The 18,102-nt window shown below is 67.2% G+C and carries 20 protein-coding genes and 1 riboswitch; of the genes, 12 read left to right on the top strand and 8 right to left on the bottom strand.

Annotated elements, in window-relative coordinates:
- Positions 1-39: 39 nt before the first annotated feature.
- From FYJ92_RS17225 to FYJ92_RS17210, 4 genes are all read left to right on the top strand, one after another.
- A complete protein-coding gene (locus FYJ92_RS17225) occupies positions 40-1,404 on the top strand; it encodes an aspartate aminotransferase family protein (RefSeq protein ID WP_185261788.1) in 1,365 nt (454 codons plus the stop codon).
- A gap of 98 nt (positions 1,405-1,502) precedes the next feature.
- Complete coding sequence (locus FYJ92_RS17220; RefSeq protein WP_185261787.1) at positions 1,503-2,597, top strand: phosphotransacetylase; 1,095 nt, start codon at positions 1,503-1,505, stop codon at positions 2,595-2,597.
- Positions 2,594-3,676: a YeiH family protein gene (locus FYJ92_RS17215; protein ID WP_185261786.1), complete on the top strand. Its 1,083-nt coding sequence runs from the start codon at positions 2,594-2,596 to the stop codon at positions 3,674-3,676. The genes FYJ92_RS17220 and FYJ92_RS17215 overlap by 4 nt, the downstream gene beginning before the upstream one ends.
- Positions 3,677-3,687: 11 nt before the next feature.
- Positions 3,688-4,407, top strand: a complete 720-nt coding sequence (locus tag FYJ92_RS17210; protein WP_185261785.1) for a sulfite exporter TauE/SafE family protein — start codon at positions 3,688-3,690, stop codon at positions 4,405-4,407.
- An 11-nt stretch (positions 4,408-4,418) separates the two neighbouring features.
- Here FYJ92_RS17210 and FYJ92_RS17205 read toward each other — a convergent pair whose 3' ends face one another.
- From FYJ92_RS17205 to FYJ92_RS17190, 4 genes are all read right to left on the bottom strand, one after another.
- Positions 4,419-4,793 (bottom strand): multidrug efflux SMR transporter, encoded by a 375-nt coding sequence (locus FYJ92_RS17205; RefSeq protein WP_185261784.1) that lies wholly within the window; start codon positions 4,791-4,793, stop codon positions 4,419-4,421.
- Positions 4,793-5,116: a multidrug efflux SMR transporter gene (locus FYJ92_RS17200; RefSeq protein WP_185261783.1), complete on the bottom strand. Its 324-nt coding sequence runs from the start codon at positions 5,114-5,116 to the stop codon at positions 4,793-4,795. Before FYJ92_RS17200 ends, FYJ92_RS17205 begins: the two co-directional genes overlap by 1 nt.
- A gap of 9 nt (positions 5,117-5,125) precedes the next feature.
- Positions 5,126-5,190, bottom strand: a riboswitch (guanidine-III (ykkC-III) riboswitch).
- A gap of 70 nt (positions 5,191-5,260) precedes the next feature.
- The gene (locus FYJ92_RS17195) at positions 5,261-5,791 is read right to left on the bottom strand and encodes a ferritin (RefSeq protein WP_185261782.1); all 531 of its coding nucleotides are present in this window, start codon (positions 5,789-5,791) and stop codon (positions 5,261-5,263) included.
- 85 nt (positions 5,792-5,876) lie between these two features.
- Positions 5,877-6,518, bottom strand: a complete 642-nt coding sequence (locus FYJ92_RS17190; RefSeq protein ID WP_185261781.1) for a HutD family protein — start codon at positions 6,516-6,518, stop codon at positions 5,877-5,879.
- A 100-nt stretch (positions 6,519-6,618) separates the two neighbouring features.
- Here FYJ92_RS17190 and FYJ92_RS17185 point away from each other — a divergent pair, with 100 nt between their 5' ends.
- Together FYJ92_RS17185 and FYJ92_RS17180 are read left to right on the top strand one after the other, a co-directional pair.
- Positions 6,619-7,218: a phosphoribosylanthranilate isomerase gene (locus tag FYJ92_RS17185; protein ID WP_185261780.1), complete on the top strand. Its 600-nt coding sequence runs from the start codon at positions 6,619-6,621 to the stop codon at positions 7,216-7,218.
- A 21-nt stretch (positions 7,219-7,239) separates the two neighbouring features.
- Positions 7,240-7,641: a YccF domain-containing protein gene (locus FYJ92_RS17180; protein WP_185261779.1), complete on the top strand. Its 402-nt coding sequence runs from the start codon at positions 7,240-7,242 to the stop codon at positions 7,639-7,641.
- Here FYJ92_RS17180 and FYJ92_RS17175 read toward each other — a convergent pair.
- The 3 genes from FYJ92_RS17175 to FYJ92_RS17165 are packed head-to-tail and all read right to left on the bottom strand — an operon-like array spanning position 7,638 to position 10,374.
- Positions 7,638-8,072: a VOC family protein gene (locus FYJ92_RS17175; protein WP_185261778.1), complete on the bottom strand. Its 435-nt coding sequence runs from the start codon at positions 8,070-8,072 to the stop codon at positions 7,638-7,640. The two genes, FYJ92_RS17180 and FYJ92_RS17175, sit on opposite strands and share 4 nt — an antisense overlap.
- A gap of 60 nt (positions 8,073-8,132) precedes the next feature.
- Positions 8,133-9,002, bottom strand: a complete 870-nt coding sequence (locus FYJ92_RS17170) for a DUF4031 domain-containing protein (RefSeq protein ID WP_185261777.1) — start codon at positions 9,000-9,002, stop codon at positions 8,133-8,135.
- Positions 9,003-9,039: 37 nt separating this feature from the next.
- Positions 9,040-10,374, bottom strand: a complete 1,335-nt coding sequence (locus FYJ92_RS17165) for an FAD-binding oxidoreductase (protein WP_185261776.1) — start codon at positions 10,372-10,374, stop codon at positions 9,040-9,042.
- 182 nt (positions 10,375-10,556) lie between these two features.
- Between FYJ92_RS17165 and FYJ92_RS17160 the strand changes: the two genes are divergently transcribed.
- The 6 genes from FYJ92_RS17160 (at position 10,557) to FYJ92_RS17135 (ending at position 17,308) form a co-directional block, all read left to right on the top strand.
- Positions 10,557-10,967 (top strand): molybdopterin-binding protein, encoded by a 411-nt coding sequence (locus tag FYJ92_RS17160; RefSeq protein WP_056341185.1) that lies wholly within the window; start codon positions 10,557-10,559, stop codon positions 10,965-10,967.
- Positions 10,964-11,776, top strand: a complete 813-nt coding sequence (gene modA, locus FYJ92_RS17155; protein ID WP_185261775.1) for a molybdate ABC transporter substrate-binding protein — start codon at positions 10,964-10,966, stop codon at positions 11,774-11,776. Before FYJ92_RS17160 ends, modA begins: the two co-directional genes overlap by 4 nt.
- A gap of 67 nt (positions 11,777-11,843) precedes the next feature.
- Complete coding sequence (locus tag FYJ92_RS17150; protein WP_185261774.1) at positions 11,844-12,707, top strand: ABC transporter permease; 864 nt, start codon at positions 11,844-11,846, stop codon at positions 12,705-12,707.
- Entirely contained in the window at positions 12,704-13,765 is a 1,062-nt protein-coding gene (locus FYJ92_RS17145; RefSeq protein WP_185261773.1) for a sulfate/molybdate ABC transporter ATP-binding protein, read from the top strand. The genes FYJ92_RS17150 and FYJ92_RS17145 overlap by 4 nt, the downstream gene beginning before the upstream one ends.
- Before the next feature lie 207 nt (positions 13,766-13,972).
- Positions 13,973-16,627, top strand: a complete 2,655-nt coding sequence (gene clpB, locus FYJ92_RS17140; protein WP_185261772.1) for an ATP-dependent chaperone ClpB — start codon at positions 13,973-13,975, stop codon at positions 16,625-16,627.
- Between the two features lie 378 nt (positions 16,628-17,005).
- Positions 17,006-17,308: a lipopolysaccharide assembly protein LapA domain-containing protein gene (locus FYJ92_RS17135; RefSeq protein WP_354155083.1), complete on the top strand. Its 303-nt coding sequence runs from the start codon at positions 17,006-17,008 to the stop codon at positions 17,306-17,308.
- A gap of 29 nt (positions 17,309-17,337) precedes the next feature.
- On the opposite strand, the gene FYJ92_RS17130 is transcribed toward FYJ92_RS17135, so the two are convergent.
- Positions 17,338-18,039: a septum formation family protein gene (locus FYJ92_RS17130; protein ID WP_255482183.1), complete on the bottom strand. Its 702-nt coding sequence runs from the start codon at positions 18,037-18,039 to the stop codon at positions 17,338-17,340.
- Positions 18,040-18,102: the final 63 nt, after the last annotated feature.

The raw sequence follows: 18,102 nt of genomic DNA, 5'->3' as shown, positions 1-18,102 counted from the left end.
TCGATCATCGCTACTCATCTCGACAAGAAGGAGATAGTCTTGGACGCCTCAACACTCCGGGCCCAGGCCCGGCGCCACCTCGGACCCCACTTCACCCGCAAGGACACTTGGGACAGCGAGTTCCCGATCTTTGTCCGCGGCGAAGGAAGCTACCTCATCGATACCGAGGGGGACCGCTATCTGGACGGCCTCGCCGGTCTCTTCTGCGTGAACATGGGCCACGGCCGCCAGGACATTGCCAAGGCCGCCAGCGAGCAGATCAGCACCCTGGCCTACGCCTCCAACTGGGGCTCGGCGCACCCGCCGGCCATCGAGGCCGCCGCGCTCCTCGCGGACCTGGCCCCCGGCGACCTGGGCACGACGTTCTTCGTCAACTCCGGCTCCGAGGCCGTGGAGACGGCCCTGAAGTTTGCCCGCCAGTACTTCCGCAGCCAGGGCCAGCCGCAGCGGACCAAGGTCATCAGCCGCGACATGGCATACCACGGCACCACCATGGGTGCCCTGTCCATCACGCAGCTGCCCAAGATCAAGGAGCCGTTCGGCGAGCTCCTACCGGGCATCCGCAGCGTCCCGAATACCCTCGGATTCACCGGCGACTGCGGACCGGTCACCGAGCTCGACTGCTTCCGCGCCATCGAGCGGGTGGTCCTCGAAGAGGGCCCGGAAACCGTTGCGGCCATCTTTGTCGAGCCGGTCCAGAACGGCCGCGGAGCCCTCGTGGCGCCGGACGGCTACTGGCCGGCACTGCGCGCACTGTGCGACAAGTACGGGATCCTGCTGGTCTCCGACGAGGTCATCTGCTCCTTCGGCCGGCTGGGCCACTTCTTCGGCCACGGCGTCACCGGCGTCGTCCCGGACATGGTCACCTTCGCGAAGGGCTCCACCTCCGGCTACGCGCCGCTGGGCGGCCTGATCGTCCGCGAGCAGCTGGTCCAGGAGCTGTTCAATTCCTCCACGGGCGGCGTCTTCACCCACGGCGCCACCTGGGGCGGGCACCCGGTGTCCACCGCCGTCGCGGTCGCCAACATCACCGCCATGCGCGACGAAAACGTCCTGGGCAACGTCCAGGAACACGGCCCCAGGATCATGGAGGCCCTGGAATCCCTGAAGAACTCGCACCGCTGCGTCAAGGCAGTCCGCGGCACGGGCTTCTTCTACGCGATCGAACTCATGGCGGACAGCTTCAGCGGCCGCGAACTGACCCAAGCAGAGTCGCTGAAGGTCCTGCGCGAGGTGCTCCCCGAGTCCTTCAAACGCACCAAGGTGATCCTGCGCGGCGACGACCGCGGCGCCACCATGATCATGATCTCCCCGCCCCTGGTAGCCGACGCTGAGGTCCTGTCAGCGCTGCTGCATGGTGTGGACGGCATGCTCACCGACATCGAGAAGGCCATCCAGCCCTAACCACCGCATCCGGTTCTTCGCATGCGGAGGCGCTCCCTCGTGGACGCCTCCGCAGGATTCGGTGTGACCTGCGCAGGTTCGAGACGAGAGGTACAACCATGGCGACGGCGATTGTTGAGAAGCGCATTCCGCAGGCAGCGCCGCCCGCGGGAAGCGCGCTGTTTGAGCGCTGGCGCCAGGAGCTATCCGGCCGCGGCCGGGTGGTCGGATTCTCCGACGGCGAGGACGAGCGTGCCGTCCGCGCTGCCAGTGCGCTGGCAGCGGAAGGAATCATCAGTCCCCGCCTCATCGGCAGGGCCAAGGAAGTCCGGCGACTGGCGGCCGAACTGGACTGTGCGCTGCCCGGCGACGCCATCCTCGACGTCGGCGGGCTGGCCGGCGACAGCAGCATCGCCGCGCTGATCGCGGAAGCTTACGCCCGCAAACCCGAACAGCTGCCCCAAGCCAGGCAGGAGCCTGTCCATGTTGCCGCGGCCGCATTGCGGGCGGGGTACCTGGACGCCTGCGTCGCCGGGGCCGGGACGCCCACTGCGCTGGTGCTCCGGGCTGCGCTGCGCGTGGTGGGCCTGGACCCTGGCTGCACCACCCTGAGCAGCTCGTTCCTGATGCTGCTGCCCGACGGGAGGGAACTGACTTTCGGCGATTGCGCCGTCGTTCCCGACCCTTCCGCCGAACAGCTGGCGGACATCGCTGCCTCGGCAGCCGCCATGCACCAGACGCTGACGGGGCAGTTGCCTAGGGTGGCCATGCTGTCCTTCAGCACCCGGGGGAGCGCTATCCACTCGCATGTGGACAAGGTCAGGGCCGCGATGGAAATGCTGAGGACCCGCCACCCGCTGTTGCGCGTGGACGGCGAGCTGCAGCTTGATGCCGCGCTGGTCCCCGCCATCGGGGCAGCGAAAGCACCCGGCTCGGAGGTGGCGGGCCAGGCAAACGTGCTGGTGTTCCCCAGCCTGGACGCCGGAAACATCGGCTACAAGATCACCGAACGGCTTGGGGGAGCAGTCGCCGTCGGCCCCATCCTGCAGGGGCTGGCGGCGCCCCTGAACGATCTGTCCCGCGGTTGCAGCGCCGCGGACATCGCGTCCGTTGGCCTCTTGAGCGCAATGCAATCGCTCTCCGTGCTCGAAAGAAAGGAGATCCGGTCCGAGCAAGGCGCAAGCCCACTCCGGGAGGATCGCAGACGACCATGACACAAGACGTTGCCACCCCCGTAGGAAACGACAAACCGGCAGGAAGCGACAAACATAACCGGCTGCCCGGGCTCGCGCTGGCAGCGGCGGCCGTGGCTGTCGCATGGCTTGTCCACGCGGCCGTCCCGGTGCTGCCCTTTCTCACCATGGCCGTCATCCTGGGCATCCTCTGCGCCAACCTGCCCGGGATCGGTACGGCAGTCGAAGGAGTCATGCAGCCCGGGCTGGTGCTGGCCGCCAAGAGGTTCATGCGGCTCGGAATCGTGCTGCTCGGACTGAAACTGAGCCTCATAGACGTCGCAGCCCTCGGCTGGGCGACACTGGGGATCGTGGTGGGCATAGTCCTCCTGACCTTCGTGGGCACCTTGCTGCTGGGCAAGGCGTTCAGGCTTCCGGGGGACCAGCCTTTGCTCCTGGCCGCAGGCTTTTCCATCTGCGGTGCCTCCGCCATCGGGGCCATGAGCGGAGTGACCAGAACGGATCACCGCGGCACCGTGGTGCCCATCGCGCTCGTGACCCTGTGCGGAACGCTGGCCATCGCCGTGCTGCCGGCACTCAAGGGTCCCCTCGGCCTGGACGAGGTGCAGTTCGGGTATTGGGTGGGGGCCAGCGTCCATGACGTGGGGCAGGTTGTGGCGACGGCGCAGACGACTGGTACCACTGCACTGGCCGGGGCCCTGATCATCAAGCTCACCCGCGTCCTGATGCTGGCCCCGATGGTCACCGGTGCCGCTTTGGTGCAGCGCTTCCGCAACCGTTCCCGGCGCGGCCGTTCCGAGCGCAGCAAGGCGGCGGCCGGCACCGAAGGTGGCAAGCTCAAGTTCCCACCCTTGATCCCGCTCTTCGTGGCCGGGTTCATGGCGATGATCGTGTTGCGGACGCTGGGAATCCTGCCGCATGTCGTCCTGGAAGGTGCTGCGATCGCCCAGGACCTTCTGCTCGCTGCGGCGCTGTTCGGGCTGGGAGCGTCGGTGCAGATGCGGTCCCTTCTTCACACCAGCGGCAGGGCGATCGTCGTCGCCATGCTCTCCTGGGCCCTCATCGGAGTACTCGCCTACGTGGGGGTACAGCTCATTTAGGAATGGACGCCATGACCACCACGGAACTCATCATCGCGGCTCTCATAGTTGCCGTCGCTGTGGTGGCACAGGCCGGCACCGGGTCCGGATTCGGGATCGTCTCCTCCCCGCTGCTGCTCATCATCAGCCCGCACCTGGTGCCTGGTCCGCTGCTTCTCGTGTCGGTGGTGGTCATGCTGTTCGTGAGCTGGCAGAACCGGAGGGGACTGCGGCACGTAGATCTCAAGCTGGCCATTGCAGGGTGCCTGCCCGGTGCCGTTGCCGGACTGTGTGTGTTGCCCCTGCTGAACGGCAAATGGACCGGGATGATCGTGGGCGGGCTGGTGGTGGCCAGTGTGCTCACCGGACTCACGGGGTTCCGTATCCCGCAGAACCGTTTGTCCCTGTTCATTTCAGGGCTGATCGGCGGTGTTCTGGGTACGGTTGCCTCGACCTCAGGGCCGCCGCTCGTGGTGGTTTACCGGAGCGATGACTCGGACCGGTACCGCGCTAATCTCTCCCTGTTTTTTCTGGTTTCGTCGTTGGTCTCGTTGCTCGCCCTGATGTGCACCGGTTCCTTCGTCACACAGGATCTGCTGCTCACCAGTTGGCTGCTGCCGGGTGTTGCCCTGGGGGCGCTGGCATCGCGGCCGGTGGTGAAGCGGATTTCCGCCGCCGCCATCCGTCCCGCGGCCCTCAGCCTGTGCCTGGTTGCCGGCGTAAGCCTGCTGATCAAAGGCGCTCTCGCCTGACGGCCCGGGGGCTATTCGACGGTTCCCGACGCCGGCCAGACCGGCCCCGGCTTGGCCGCCGGCAGCGACTTCAATCCCGCCGCGCAGCCCACGATCCCGGCGATGAAGAGTACCTTCAACAGGCTGAAGGGTTCGACGCCGGTGGCCATCGCCCAGCCCACCGTCAGCGCAGCTCCGATTCCCACCCAGACGGCGTAGGCGGTGCCGAGCGGGATGCTGCGGATGGCGAGGCCGAGGCCGATCATGCTGAGGGTGACCGTCACGGCGAAAATAAGCGTGGGCAAGGGCCGGGTGAAGCCGTCTGACAGGCCCAGGGCGGTGGCCCAGACGGCTTCCAGTACGGCGGAGGCGAGGAGCAGCAGCCAGGCGACGGAACGCTTGGTCATTACGCCACCACCTTGAGGCCAACCACGCACGCGGCGATGCCGGTGAGCAGCAGGAGGCGGGCGTTGGTCGGACGTTCCGTTTTGGTGATGATCGCGTAGGCGGAGGTCAGCACCACGCCTATGCCCACCCAGACGGCGTAGGCGGTCCCGGTGGGGATGGACTGCATGGCGAGGGCGAGTCCGGCCATGCTGGCGAGGACGGAGACCAGGAAGAGGAGCGCGGGCGCGAGCCAGCGCCGGCCGGAGGCCTGGAAGGTCCGGTGCAGCGCGGCGGCCCAGACGGCCTCCAGCGCCCCGGAAAGAATGAGGATCAACCACGACATGACAGGTCCTTTGGCCAGTCTTGTCGCGTGCCGGGTACTGAACCGTCGTCCGGAGGCCCTGTGCGGAGCCTTGATTCCAGCTTAGCAAGGCCCGACGGCGGGTGGCCGGGTTGGTGGCCAGCCTCACCGCCGCGGGGCAGGACTTTAGAGAGCGCCGCCGGCAGCTTCCGGCGCGGAGGAGTCCCGGCCTCCGTTGCCAACGGTTTCGCGGGCGATGAAGTTTTCGATGTCGAACAGGTTGTCCGCGCGCTCGGCGATGTTCAGGAGGGTGGTCATGGAGGCGACCTCTTCCACCTGCTCCTTGAGGAACCAGAGCATGAACTGCTCGCCCAGGGCGTCGTCCTCGGTGCGGGCAGCGCGGAAGAGCGCCTCGATCGAGGCCGTCACTTCCTTCTCCTGCTCCAGCGCCAGGGCCAAGGGCTCGGTCACGGAGGAGAAGTCGTTGCGCACGGTGGGGACGCCCGGGATGGTGAACTCAATGTCGCGGTCCAGCATGTACTGCACCATCATCATGGCGTGGTTCCGCTCTTCCACCGACTGCCGGTAGAAGTAGCGGGCCAGCTGCGGGAGGTCCTGGTTGGCGAACCAGGTGGCCACGGCAATGTACTGCTGCGAGGCAGCGAATTCGTTGCCGATCTGGGTGGACAGGAGCGCATTAAAGGGTGTGGTGGTCATAGCCCCGAGTCTAGGAGCGCCGCGCGCCACTGACCAGTGTGGAAAGGCTCAGATAACGAAGGCGAGGCTGGCCTGCAGCGCTGGATCAGGCCGTCACGCGGTCGATCGAAACCACGGCCAGGAAACCGCGCCCCAGGATTTCGGGGGTCCGGTTATCGGAGCCGACGACGGCGTCATACCGGTTCAGTGCCTCGGGCTCCATGGGTGCCGCGGCGGCTTCGTCTCCGTCGGCCTCCGCGGCGACCGCAGCTTCTGCATTGACGCTGAGGTTGCCGGCGCTGACGGTGGCTTGGCCCTGCAGCAGCACAGCGAGCTGGCCCTCAAAAACCGGGTGTGCTCGCTTCTTGGAGAGCTCGATGATGGAGGTGAAGCCCTTGAACGAAGCCGTCCGGGTGATGACATTCAGGTCGCGGATGTCCCCGGTGGGCAGGGCCCCGTGCGCGGCAGCTTCGCCGGAGAACCTGAACGGCCGGTACTTTTCCAGCGGGTGCTCGTCGCCGTCCACAGTGAGCAGGAGCAGTTCGCCGTCGATTACGGTCAGCACGCGTTCCATGCCCGGGAACGCCGAGAAATCCCCGGCCTTGCTGACGTCGGCGATGCTGACGCGCCAGTCCCAGGCGCCGTCCTGCGCCGAGGCGGCCTTCGGGTGGCTGGCAAGCTCCCGGGTCACCCCGCCGCCGTTGCGCCACGGTTCGGACCTGAGTTCTGCGAAGCGGATGATCTCCATCGGACCAGCCTAGTTTGTTGGCGGTCCCCATCGGCGCAGGTGCCAATCCCTGCTAGTGTCCTCCGGGGGACTACGCGAAGACAGCCTGAAGGAGCCCGGAATGTTCGTCAAAGTGTGTGGACTCAGTACACCCGAATCCGTCCGTGAAGCCGTGGAGGCCGGTGCGGACGCTGTCGGGTTTGTCCTCACCGCGAGCCCGCGGGTGGTCTCGCCGTCGCAGGTTTCCACGCTGCTGGCCGACGTGCCGGAAGGGGTACTTGCCGTCGGCGTTTTCCGGCATGAACCTGTCGCCGATGCCCTTGCCATCGCCCGGGCCGCCGGACTCGAGTGGGTCCAACTCCACGGGGACCTCACCCCGGAGGACGTCACAACAGTGCACGACGCCGGCATGAAGCTGATCAGGGCCGTCACCATGGCCGCCACCGCGGACACGTTCGCCGACTGGGGCGAGGAAATCCTGTTGATTGATGCCGCCGTGCCCGGCTCTGGAGAGGCCTGGGACTACGCCTCCATGGTGGACGTGACGGCGCTTCAGGACCGCAAGTGGCTTCTGGCCGGCGGACTGAACCCGGACACCGTGGCGCACGCCACCGCCGCCTCAGGCGCGTGGGGCGTGGACGTTTCCTCTGGCGTCGAGGTTTCCCGTGGCGTGAAGGACCTGGAGAAAATCCGAGCCTTTGTGAAGGCCGCCAAGGGCTAAGGCACAGGGCACAATGGACAGATGAAGACTCTGCTCAACATCATCTGGCTGGTATTCGGCGGACTCTGGCTTGCCCTGGGCTATTTCCTGGCCGGCATCATCTGCTGCCTGCTGATCGTCACCATTCCGTGGGGCATCGCGTCGTTCCGCATTGCGGCATACACGCTCTGGCCGTTTGGCCGCATGGTGGTGGACAAACCGGGCGGAACGGGTGTGTTCTCGCTCCTGGGGAATGTCATCTGGCTGGTGGTGGCCGGCATCTGGATCGCGATCGGCCACGTGGTTACGGCCTTTGCCATGGCGGTCACCATCATCGGCATCCCGCTGGCCATCGCCAACCTAAAGCTCATTCCGGTCAGCCTGATGCCGCTGGGCAAGCAGATTGTGCCCACCAACAGCCCGTTCGTCACCGGGTACCGTTAGCCGGCGGCGTTCCCAAGGGTTTCGCTGAATCCGGGGACCAGTCCCTGGGCTTCGAGCTCTTCTGACCGCAGCGCGCGCAGCACGCAGAACTCGTTGCCGTCCGGGTCAGCCATGACCACCCAGGTGACCTCCGGGCCCTGCCCGACAGAAATGCGCGATGCGCCCAGGGCTTCCAGGCGCTGCACCTCCTCGGCCTGGTCATCCGGACGGAGGTCCAGGTGCAGCCCGTTCTTAAGCACCTTCCGCTCGGGCACCTTCAGGAAGAGCAGGTCCGGGCTGACGCCGTCGGCCGGGCTGCCCTCGGGTGGCTCCAGTACGATTTCGTCGTCCACTTCGTAGGTGCGGCGCCAGCCCAGTGCCTTCTCCCAAAAAACGGCGGGCACTTTCGGGTCGGGGGAGTCGATGCTAACGGATTGGATGCGCAGGTTCATCCGAGCAGTCTTGCACCGGCCTCGGCGGCCGTAAAGGCTTCCGGCGGTTGTGCGGAAGCGTCAGCCCAGCTCGCCCTGCAGGTTCCGGCGGGCGGCCACGAGCCACAACTCCCGTGCGCGGTCGCCGTGGAACAGAGGGTCCAGTTCCAGCAGATGACGGACGACGGCGGCGCGCCCGGCGGCGAAGTCGGCGTCGCCGATGTGCGCATAGTCTTCCCGGACGGCGGCCACATACCGGGCGTACGGCTCAGGGTCACCGCCGAGGACTGACAGGTCCGCGTCGCAGAGGAGGGCGCCGCCGTCGTCCCCTGGCTCCGGGCGGTGGTCCGATGTCAGCCTGACCAGCCGGGCCACCTCTTCAACATCGTCGGCCGGGAGCCCCGCATCCGCGAGGCGCTCCTCGGCGAGACGGGCCGACTCCTCCTCGTCCTGACCGGCGACCCCGCGGTACACGGCATCGTGGAACCAGGCTGCGAGCAGCACTGTCCGCGGCGGATCGGCGGGGTCGGTGAGCAGGTCCAAGGCCTCCAGAACTGCCAGCAGGTGCGTGCAGCCGTGATACCGGCGGTGGTCCTCGCTCCAGCGGTCCAGCAGGTCCAGGAAGAGGGCATCGTGGCCGGGCATGATGGTTTCCCAGCGGTTCAGCAGCGGGACCTTGAGTGACTTATTGCGCCGCCGGGCCGGAATGCGCAGCCCGCTGGCGATCAGCTTGCGGACCAGGATCCGGGCCTCCACCGGCACGGCGCCCGCGGCGACGAGGTCGTCGAACCGGCGCTCGGCAACGTCGTAGTGGTCGCCGTCGAACGCCCGGTCCGGGATGCCGGCCGCGGCGGCGAAGGCGTGCAGCTCCGCCAGGGAGGTGTCCGAGATGAGGTGCGAAAAGTGCGTGCCGTGGGCTGGCCACAGCGGCGGATCCAGGTAAATCGCCATGGGGGAAGTCTAGTGCGGCGGCTCTCCGCGGGGCCGGTCAGGAGCCGGCCGGCAGGATGTTCTGGTTGCCCTGGAAGACGTTTCGCGGATCGAAGTCCCGCTTGACCCTGGCCAGCCGCGCGTAGTTCCCCTTGCCGAACGCGGCACGGATGCGCTCCTGGCCCTCGTTGCCGATGAAATTGAGCCACACCCCGCCCGAGGCATAGGGTGCAATCTTGCCGCGGAAGTCCTTCACCCAGGCCTTGGCCAACTCGCACTCCTCGGGCGTTGGCGAGATGCCGAAAGGGTGGCTCACAAAGGCTGCGTTCCGGTTGATCAGCGGCGTGGCTGCCCCCGCGTTCCCGCCGACCGCGCCGCCCCAGCGGGCGATCAGTTGCTGGGACGTGGCATCGGGGAGGTTGCGGGCCGACTCAACAAAGAGGTCCAGAGCTGCATCGGGAAGTTCGTCGTGGTAGTCGGCGCTCCAGTAGTTGTAATGGTCCGGCGGATCATCCAGGGAGCAGTTGAACTCTGCATAGGGTGTGTCACCCACCAGGTCGACGGCCGGTCCGAGTTCACGGAAGGGCCGGGCATGTTCGGAGCCTTCCTCGGGCTCACCCGCGTAGACGTAGCCTATGGCGACGGCCATTTTTCCCACCAGATGCTCAGGCACAAACGGCTCCGGCGGAGCGGTCATGTACAACAGCCCCAACCCGACGCCATCGGGTGCTGCGAGGGCCAGGTCCCGGTACGCGCGGGAGACGTCCATGGCCTCTCCGCCGGGCCACAGCCATATCCCGGCGTGGACCACCGGGCCGAGCCGGTGCGCCTGGAACGTGAAAGAGGTGGCAACTCCGAAATTGCCGCCGCCGCCATGGAGGGCCCAGAAGAGTTCGGGGTTTTCCCGGGCGCTGGCGGTGACGCGCTCGCCGTCGGCCGTCACCAGGTCCACCGAGACGAGACTGTCGCACGCGAACCCGAAGGAGCGCTCCAGCCACCCGGATCCGCCGCCCAGGGTGAAGCCGGCGACGCCGGTGGTGGAGGCGCGCCCGCCGGTGACGGCCAGGGCGTGCTCCTGGGTGGCGCGGTCGAACTCGCCCCAGGTGACGCCCGCCCCGGCGGTGACGATGCCGGATTCCGGGTCCACATCGATCGACTTCATGGGCCGGACATCGATCACCAGGCCGTCGTTGTTCATGGACATTCCGGCCACTGAGTGGCCGCCGGCACGGACGGCAATGGCGAGGGAACTTTCCCGTCCATAGCGGAGGGCTTCGGCCACGTCCGCGTCATTCGAACACTGGGCAATTACCGCCGGACGCCGGTCAATCATGGCGTTGAAGACCTTCCGGGCAGGGTCATAGTCGGGGCTGTCAGGCCTGATCCACTTCATCACAAACGCTCCTCAGCGACTGCGGCCCCTCCCCTTATCCATAGCGTAGGACTTCGGCCCGGCACCTTCCATAGACAGCCCAAGTGAACCCTGGAACGGGAGCTAAACCGGCGTAAGCGTCATATTCTGATAAGCGGAGAAAATTGATAAGAACATTCGCAGATGCGGACTAAGCTCATGAAATGCCCACTATTCGCGTATCCGAAGCCGCCAGGTTCCTCGGCGTCAGTGACGACACCGTCCGGCGCTGGACAGAGAACGGCAGCCTCACCCCGGTAAAGGACGACGCCGGCCGGCTGGCCGTGGACGGACTGGAACTGGCAAGGCATGCCCAGAAGCTTGCGCAGCTTCCCGAGGACCCGCACCGTTCAGGAAGTTCGGCACGCAACAGGTTCGTTGGCTTGGTCACTGGGATCACGGCGGACAAGGTCATGGCCCAAGTGGAACTCCAGTGCGGGCCGTTCCGGGTGGTGTCGCTGATGAGCAGTGAAGCCGTCCGCGACCTGGGCCTGGAACTCGGCTCCGTGGCCACCGCGGTGGTCAAAGCAACAACAGTCATCATCGAAACCCCGCACGGAAAGAGCATCATTTGAGCGCCCGCACGCACGCCAGAACCGTTGTTATCACAGCCGCCCTCTTCTTGGGCCTGGCCGCGTGTGCGCCGGCTTCCACGACGTCCGCGGGCCCGCAGTCCGCCGGCTCGTCCCCGGGCCCCACCGGTCACGTGTCCGGGACCATCACGGTCGTCGCAGCCGCGTCGCTCAAGACCACTTTCACCCAGCTGGCCAGTGACTTCGAGGCGAAGAACCCGGGAACCAGGATCGTACTGAGCTTCGCCGGATCCTCGGACCTGATCACCCAGATCACCCAGGGCGCACCGGCGGACGTCTTTGCCTCCGCCGATACCAGGAACATGACCAAGCTGGCCGATGCCAAGCTCCTGGACGGGACCGCGAAGAACTTCGCCACCAACGTCCTGGAGATCGCCGTCCCGCCGTCCAATCCGGCGTCGATCGCGTCCTTCGCAGATCTGGCCAAACCCGGTGTCAAGGTGGTTGTCTGTGCCAGCCAGGTTCCGTGCGGCGCCGCAGCGGATACCGTGGAAAAGGCCGCGGGCGTGACCCTCGCTCCGGTCAGCGAGGAATCATCCGTGACCGACGTCCTGGGCAAGGTCACCTCGGGCGAGGCCGACGCCGGCCTGGTCTACGTTACCGACATCAAAGGCGCCGGGGACAAGGTTAAGGGAATCCCGTTCGACGAATCCGGCAAGGCAGTCAACACCTATCCCATCGCCGCAGTAGGCTCGAGCCGGAACAAGGACCTGGCGGCAGCCTTCATCGCCATGGTTACCGGCGCCGACGGGCAGAAAACCCTTAGTGCGGCCGGCTTCGGGGCACCGTAACGCCCCGCCCCGTAGCACCCCGCCCATAGGCAACCTCACAGCGTAACGAAGCCGCCCCAAGGAGACCATGAAACAGGCCAGGAACAGCGGGTACGGCGGTGTGCCGCGCTGGATTTACGTCCTCGCGGCCGCGGGCGGCCTGTTCGTGGTGCTGCCGCTGGCGGCCATGGTGGCCAAGGTCAATTGGGCCCAGTTCATCCCGCTGATCACGTCGGAAGCGTCGCTGCAGGCCCTTGGGCTGAGCCTGCGCACATCCGCGGCCAGCACCGTCCTATGCATCGTCCTGGGTATTCCGCTAGCCCTGGTCCTGGCCCGCGGCAGCTTCCCCGGCCAGCGCTTCCTCCGCTCACTGGTCCTGCTCCCGCTGGTCCTTCCGCCGGTGGTGGGCGGCATCGCGCTGCTATACACCTTCGGGCGGCAGGGGCTGCTGGGCCGGACACTGGAAGTGGCAGGCCTGCAGATCGCCTTTTCGACGACGGCGGTCATCCTGGCCCAGACGTTCGTGGCCCTGCCGTTCCTGGTGGTCAGCCTCGAAGGCGCCTTGCGGACGGCCGGGAACCGGTACGAGGCGGTGGCCGCGACGCTCGGCGCCGGTCCCACCACGGTGCTCCGCAGGGTCACCCTCCCGCTCGTGCTGCCGGGACTCGCGTCCGGCGCGGTGCTGTCCTTCGCGCGCAGCCTGGGCGAATTCGGTGCCACCCTCACCTTCGCCGGCAGCCTGCAGGGGGTGACCCGGACGCTGCCGCTGGAAATCTACCTGCAGCGGGAAACGGACGCCGATGCCGCCGTCGCGCTGTCCCTGGTCCTCGTGGCGGTGGCGGTGGCCGTGGTGTCACTCGCGTACCGCAGCCCCTGCGCCGCTCAACGGGCGCCCGCACCCAGCGGCGAACGTACGACGACGGCGGCCGCCGCGGGCGGTGCGGTCCGGTGACGTTCTCGATTCAGGCCGCCGTGGCTGGCCGCGGGTTCGACGTCTCCCTCGCGCTGGGCGCGGCCGAAACGGTGGCCGTTATGGGGGCAAACGGCGCGGGCAAATCCACGCTGCTGAACGTCATCGCGGGCCTGCTCTACCCGGACTCGGGCTCTGCCGAACTGGACGGCAGGACCCTGTTTAACCTCAACGCCGGGCGCGGCCAGTGGACGGCTCCCCACCGGCGCGGTACGGCCCTCCTGGCCCAGGAACCGCTGCTGTTCCCGCACCTGAGCGTGCTGGAGAACGTGGCCTTTGGGCCCCGGAGTGCGGGGGCTTCAAAGCAGGCCGCGCGGGAGACCGCACTGAGGTGGCTCGGAGAGGTCGCGGCGACGGACCTGCAGGCACGGCGCCCGGCCGAGCTCTCCGGCGGCCAGGCGCAGCGCGTTGCCGTGGCCCGGGCGCTTGCCGCCGACCCCGGGCTCCTGCTGCTGGATGAACCGATGGCCGCGCTTGATATCCATGCCGCGCCGCTTCTCCGGCGCCTGCTTAAACGCGTGCTGGCTGGCCGCCGCGCCATCATCATCACGCACGACGCCCTCGATGCCCTGATGCTGGCCGACCGTGTGGTTATCCTCGAAGACGGGCGCATCAGCGAGGAAGGCCCAACCCGCGAAGTCCTCCAGCGCCCGCGCAGCCGGTTCGCGGCCGGGCTTGCCGGGCTCAACTTTGTGGCCGGCCACATCACCGAACACGGTCTCCAGGCTGGCGGCCTCAACCTCTATGGACACCACGACGCAGCCGCCCCGCTCCCCACCGGGAAGCCGGGCGTGGCTGTTTTCCCGCCGTCGGCCGTTTCCGTTTTCCCCAGCGAGGCGCATGGCAGTCCGCGGAACTCCTTCGCCGTGACCATCACCGACCTGGAACCGCACGGGGACGGGATCCGGGTCCGCGCCGGGGAGGCCGGGCAGCTGAGCGCGGACATCACCCCGGCGGCCTCTGTTGATCTTGAATTGGCGCCGGGCATGCAGGTGTATTTCGTGATCAAGGCCGGCGCCGTGGCCATCTACCCGGGCTGAACGGGCGGAAATCCATGCGGGTACTTGTGCTGCTGGCGGGCCTGGGCAACTGCGGGAGGGTGCCGGGAATCGATCTCCTGTCGGTGGCGGCCGCCCCTAGACAGGCAGTTCGCCGTCGGCAAACATGGGGCGTAGGGGGCACATCCTCAAAGTTGAGCGTAGTAGACTCAACTTAGCGCACATGCGTAAACCCGGAAGGAGCTCTCTTTGGACGTCAAATTCACCACCAAGAGCCAGGAGGCTCTTTCGGCAGCAGCCATGAACGCCTCCACGGCAGGAAATCCCCAGGTGGAACCCGCCCACCTGCTCAAGGCCCTGATGGATCAGCGGGAGGGCGTCGCCGTCGCGCTTCTCCGTGCCACGGGCGCAGACCCGGATGCAGTCAGTGTGCAGGCGAGCGGCGCCATCAAGGCGCTGCCGGCAACATCGGGTGGCTCCACTCAGCAGGCCCAGCTGTCCCGCCCCGCGCTGCAGGCCATCCAGAATGCCAAGAATGAAGCGGACCGGCTGGGCGATACGTATGTCTCCACCGAGGTGCTGCTGCTGGGGCTCTCTGCCGGGAGTGACGCCGTCGGGCGGTTAATGCGCGACGCCGGTGCCTCCCATGAAGCGCTGCTCGCCGCCCTGCCGGGTGTCCGCGGCGACCGTAAGGTCACCACCCCGGACCCGGAAAACACGTTCCAGTCGCTGGAACGGTTCGGCACGGACCTCACCGCGATGGCGCGTGCGGGCAAGCTGGACCCGGTGATCGGGCGCGACACCGAGATCCGGCGCATCATCCAGGTGCTGAGCCGCCGCACCAAAAACAACCCCGTGATCATCGGCGAGCCGGGGGTGGGCAAGACCGCCGTCGTTGAAGGGCTCGCCCAGCGGATCGTGGCCGGCGATGTTCCGGAAAGCCTGCGTGGCAAGACGCTGATTGCGCTGGACCTCGCCTCCATGGTGGCCGGGGCGAAATACCGCGGCGAGTTCGAGGAGCGCCTCAAGGCCGTGCTGGAGGAGATCAAGAACTCGGACGGCCAGATTGTCACCTTCATTGACGAGATCCACACGGTGGTGGGTGCCGGTGCCACGGGGGAGTCCTCGATGGATGCGGGCAACATGCTCAAGCCCATGCTGGCCCGCGGTGAGCTGCGGCTGATCGGCGCCACCACATTGGATGAGTACCGCGAGAATATCGAGAAGGACCCGGCCCTGGAGCGCAGGTTCCAGCAGGTGTACGTAGGTGAGCCCAGTGTGGAGGACACCATCGGGATCCTCCGCGGCCTCAAGGAACGCTACGAGGCGCACCACAAAGTCACCATCGCCGACTCCGCGCTGGTGGCCGCCGCAACCCTGTCCAACCGCTACATTTCCGGCCGCCAGCTGCCGGACAAGGCCATCGACCTGGTGGACGAGGCGGCCTCGCGGCTGCGGATGGAGATCGACTCCGCGCCGGAGGAGATCGACCAGCTGCGCCGTGCCGTGGACCGGCTCACCATGGAGGAACTGGCCCTGGCGAACGAGAAGGACGCTGCCTCGGTGGAGCGCCTGGCGGCCCTCCGCGCGGACAAAGCGGACAAGAGCGAAGAACTGGACGCGCTGAATGCCCGCTGGGCAGCAGAGCGCGCCGGGCTGAACCGGGTGGGCGACCTGAAGGCGAAGCTGGACGAGCTGCGCTCGGCATACGACAAGGCCGCGCGCGAAGGAGATCTCGAGACGGCGTCGCGGATCCTTTACGGCGAGATTCCGGCAGTTGAGCAGGAGCTGAACGCGGCCGCTGCCGAAGAGGCTGTGACGGAAAGGCCTGCCCAGATGGTGGCTGACGAGGTCACGGCGGACGACATTGCTGAGGTCATTTCAGCGTGGACCGGCATTCCGGCCGGGCGCATGCTGCAGGGCGAGAGCCAGAAGCTGCTCCATATGGAGCAGGAGCTGGGTAAGCGCCTGATCGGCCAGTCCAAGGCTGTGGCCGCGGTGTCGGATGCCGTCCGCCGTGCGCGGGCCGGTATCAGCGATCCCAATCGGCCCACGGGTTCGTTCCTGTTCCTGGGGCCCACGGGCGTGGGCAAGACGGAGCTGGCCAAGGCGCTCGCGGATTTCCTGTTCGACGACGAACGCGCCATGGTGCGGATCGACATGTCCGAGTACGGCGAGAAGCACTCGGTGGCGCGGCTGGTGGGCGCCCCTCCCGGGTACGTCGGCTACGAGGAGGGCGGCCAGCTGACGGAGGCCGTCCGCCGTCGGCCGTACTCCGTTGTCCTGCTGGATGAGGTGGAAAAGGCCCACCCGGAGGTCTTTGACATCCTCCTGCAGGTGCTCGACGACGGCCGCCTCACCGATGGCCAGGGCCGTACCGTGGACTTCCGCAACGCCATCCTGGTGCTGACGTCCAACCTTGGCAGCCAGTTCCTGGTGGACCAGTCGCTGGATGCACAGGCCAAGCGCGCCGCGGTCATGACCACGGTCAACGCGTCCTTCAAGCCCGAGTTTCTGAACCGGCTGGACGAGATTGTGCTGTTTGAAGCCCTGACCGTAGAGGAGCTCGCGCAGATCGTGGAACTGCAGGTAGCCGAGCTTGGCGGGCGGCTGCGCGAGCGCCGGCTTGCACTGGAAGTGTCCGACGGCGCCCGGGCCTGGCTGGCCATGTCCGGCTTCGATTCCGCGTACGGGGCCCGGCCGCTGCGCCGGCTCGTCCAGCGCGAGATCGGCGACCGCCTGGCCAAGGCCATCCTGTCCGGCGACATTGCGGACGGTGACACGGTGCTCGTGGACACCGCGGCCGACGTCGACGAACTCACCATTGAAGGGCTGGAGGCGCTCTCAGGACCCGACGGCGGTGCTCCCGCCGGCTCGGGCCTGGTGGTGCGGCGGAAGGAATAGGGCTCCGGGCTCACCGTTTCAGCCTGGCGACCCGGGTGACGGCGGGCCCGTCCTGTTCGCGTATTGTGCGGGCCGGTCGCTCGTCCTGGGTAAACCGACCAGGACGGCACCCCTGACGTTTGCCAGGACAGCCCCTGAGCCCTGCCGGGCCAATACCGGCAGGGGACGCGGGCCCGGTGGAGGAGTACCCTGTGATATATCCGTCCGGCACCGACGGATTGCTTCGGGTATAGGGGATGAAAAAACGTGGCTGCTGATCCAGCGTCGAGTCCGTCAACCGGGCCGCGCCCCGCCTCGGGTCCGGTAAAGAAACCTGCGCCTTCCAAGCCAAAACGCGTTCCCCGGAAACCATCCCAGGACAGGGCCGGGGACGCGGATGTGACTCGGGCCGGGATGATCTGGGTTGCGGTCAGCGCAGGGCTGGTCCTTTTGGTGTTGCTGATCATCTTCATTCTGCAGAACCAGGATCGCGTGACCGTGAGTTATCTTGGGGTTGCCGGCGAGCTTTCCCTGGGTATGGCGCTGTTCATCGCGGCAGTGGCGGGCGGAATTCTCGTCGCAATCGCCGGAGCAACCCGGATCCTCCAGCTGAGAAGCCAACGCCGCCACGCGCCCGGCCGGCCGCCAGCTTCGCCGGGACCTGCGGCAGCAGGCCGGCCCGAATCCAAGCCCGGTCTTTGACGCCGAAAACAACGACGAGTCGCGCAATTTTAGGGCAGAACGCTGGCGTTGATGACGTTTCCGCCGTCGGCGGTGACGTAGCAGTCCACGCGCCGGTCTCCCGATTCCCAGCTGGTGCTGCTGGGGTAGGCCCGCTGGAAGTTCAAGGTGTACTCGTTGGCTGCCGGCGCCAGCCTGGCCGCCTGGCAGGCTTCCAGGGCCTTGGCTGCGAGGGCCTCCCGGCCAGGATAGGAGCCGACTGCGGGGTAGCGGAAGACGGCGACGAGTTGGGCCGAGTGGCCGGTATCGCAGGCCACTACCGTTGACCGCAACGCCGCGGGGTCAAAATCCTTGAAGCAGTCGCCCAGCCGGTAGTCCGGCGGCCCCACACCCTCACGGGGAAGGGGGAGCGGGGTGGCAAGCGGAGTGGGCAGGATTTCCACGACCCCGGAGCCGCCGTCGCCAGATGCCTCGGGCGCCCCGGAATCCAGCCAGACTGCGAGCCACACCAGGCCTCCAGCCACGCCGAGCAGAACCGCCACAAAGAGTGCCTTCAGGAATGCTGACGCGCCCCCCCGGCGCTTCCGGGGCGAGGGCTCCGTTGCAGGTGCCGCGACCGCCTCCTGCGGCAACTCCGCGGTGGGCGGAGCGCCAGGTTTGGGCGGGATGGGACGCAATTCCTGGTTGTCCATCCGGATACCCTCCTGGGTTTCGCCGCTGCCTGCCGCCCGCACCGTGGACCGGATCGGCATCTGATGAACAGACTCTATCCAACAAAAAAGCCGGGAACGTTGCGCACCGCGGCGGTAAGGGTA

The sequence above is a fragment of the Pseudarthrobacter sp. NBSH8 genome (genome assembly GCF_014217545.1).
Lineage (GTDB): Bacteria > Actinomycetota > Actinomycetes > Actinomycetales > Micrococcaceae > Arthrobacter.
Note: the sequence above shows the minus strand (reverse complement) of the source record. Positions and strands in the feature narration are given on the sequence as shown.

What these genes read in the sequence shown, in the direction of transcription:
- FYJ92_RS17185 (WP_185261780.1), top strand. Translation starts at nt 6,619, where the DNA reads ATGTTCGTCAAAGTGTGTGGACTCAGTACACCCGAATCCGTCCGTGAA.
- FYJ92_RS17180 (WP_185261779.1), top strand. Translation starts at nt 7,240, where the DNA reads ATGAAGACTCTGCTCAACATCATCTGGCTGGTATTCGGCGGACTCTGG.
- FYJ92_RS17200 (WP_185261783.1), bottom strand. Translation starts at nt 5,116, where the DNA reads ATGTCGTGGTTGATCCTCATTCTTTCCGGGGCGCTGGAGGCCGTCTGG.
- FYJ92_RS17195 (WP_185261782.1), bottom strand. Translation starts at nt 5,791, where the DNA reads ATGACCACCACACCCTTTAATGCGCTCCTGTCCACCCAGATCGGCAAC.
- FYJ92_RS17150 (WP_185261774.1), top strand. Translation starts at nt 11,844, where the DNA reads ATGAAACAGGCCAGGAACAGCGGGTACGGCGGTGTGCCGCGCTGGATT.
- FYJ92_RS17215 (WP_185261786.1), top strand. Translation starts at nt 2,594, where the DNA reads ATGACACAAGACGTTGCCACCCCCGTAGGAAACGACAAACCGGCAGGA.
- FYJ92_RS17210 (WP_185261785.1), top strand. Translation starts at nt 3,688, where the DNA reads ATGACCACCACGGAACTCATCATCGCGGCTCTCATAGTTGCCGTCGCT.
- FYJ92_RS17205 (WP_185261784.1), bottom strand. Translation starts at nt 4,793, where the DNA reads ATGACCAAGCGTTCCGTCGCCTGGCTGCTGCTCCTCGCCTCCGCCGTA.
- FYJ92_RS17130 (WP_255482183.1), bottom strand. Translation starts at nt 18,039, where the DNA reads ATGCCGATCCGGTCCACGGTGCGGGCGGCAGGCAGCGGCGAAACCCAG.
- FYJ92_RS17190 (WP_185261781.1), bottom strand. Translation starts at nt 6,518, where the DNA reads ATGGAGATCATCCGCTTCGCAGAACTCAGGTCCGAACCGTGGCGCAAC.
- FYJ92_RS17175 (WP_185261778.1), bottom strand. Translation starts at nt 8,072, where the DNA reads ATGAACCTGCGCATCCAATCCGTTAGCATCGACTCCCCCGACCCGAAA.
- FYJ92_RS17170 (WP_185261777.1), bottom strand. Translation starts at nt 9,002, where the DNA reads ATGGCGATTTACCTGGATCCGCCGCTGTGGCCAGCCCACGGCACGCAC.
- FYJ92_RS17160 (WP_056341185.1), top strand. Translation starts at nt 10,557, where the DNA reads ATGCCCACTATTCGCGTATCCGAAGCCGCCAGGTTCCTCGGCGTCAGT.
- FYJ92_RS17220 (WP_185261787.1), top strand. Translation starts at nt 1,503, where the DNA reads ATGGCGACGGCGATTGTTGAGAAGCGCATTCCGCAGGCAGCGCCGCCC.
- FYJ92_RS17165 (WP_185261776.1), bottom strand. Translation starts at nt 10,374, where the DNA reads ATGAAGTGGATCAGGCCTGACAGCCCCGACTATGACCCTGCCCGGAAG.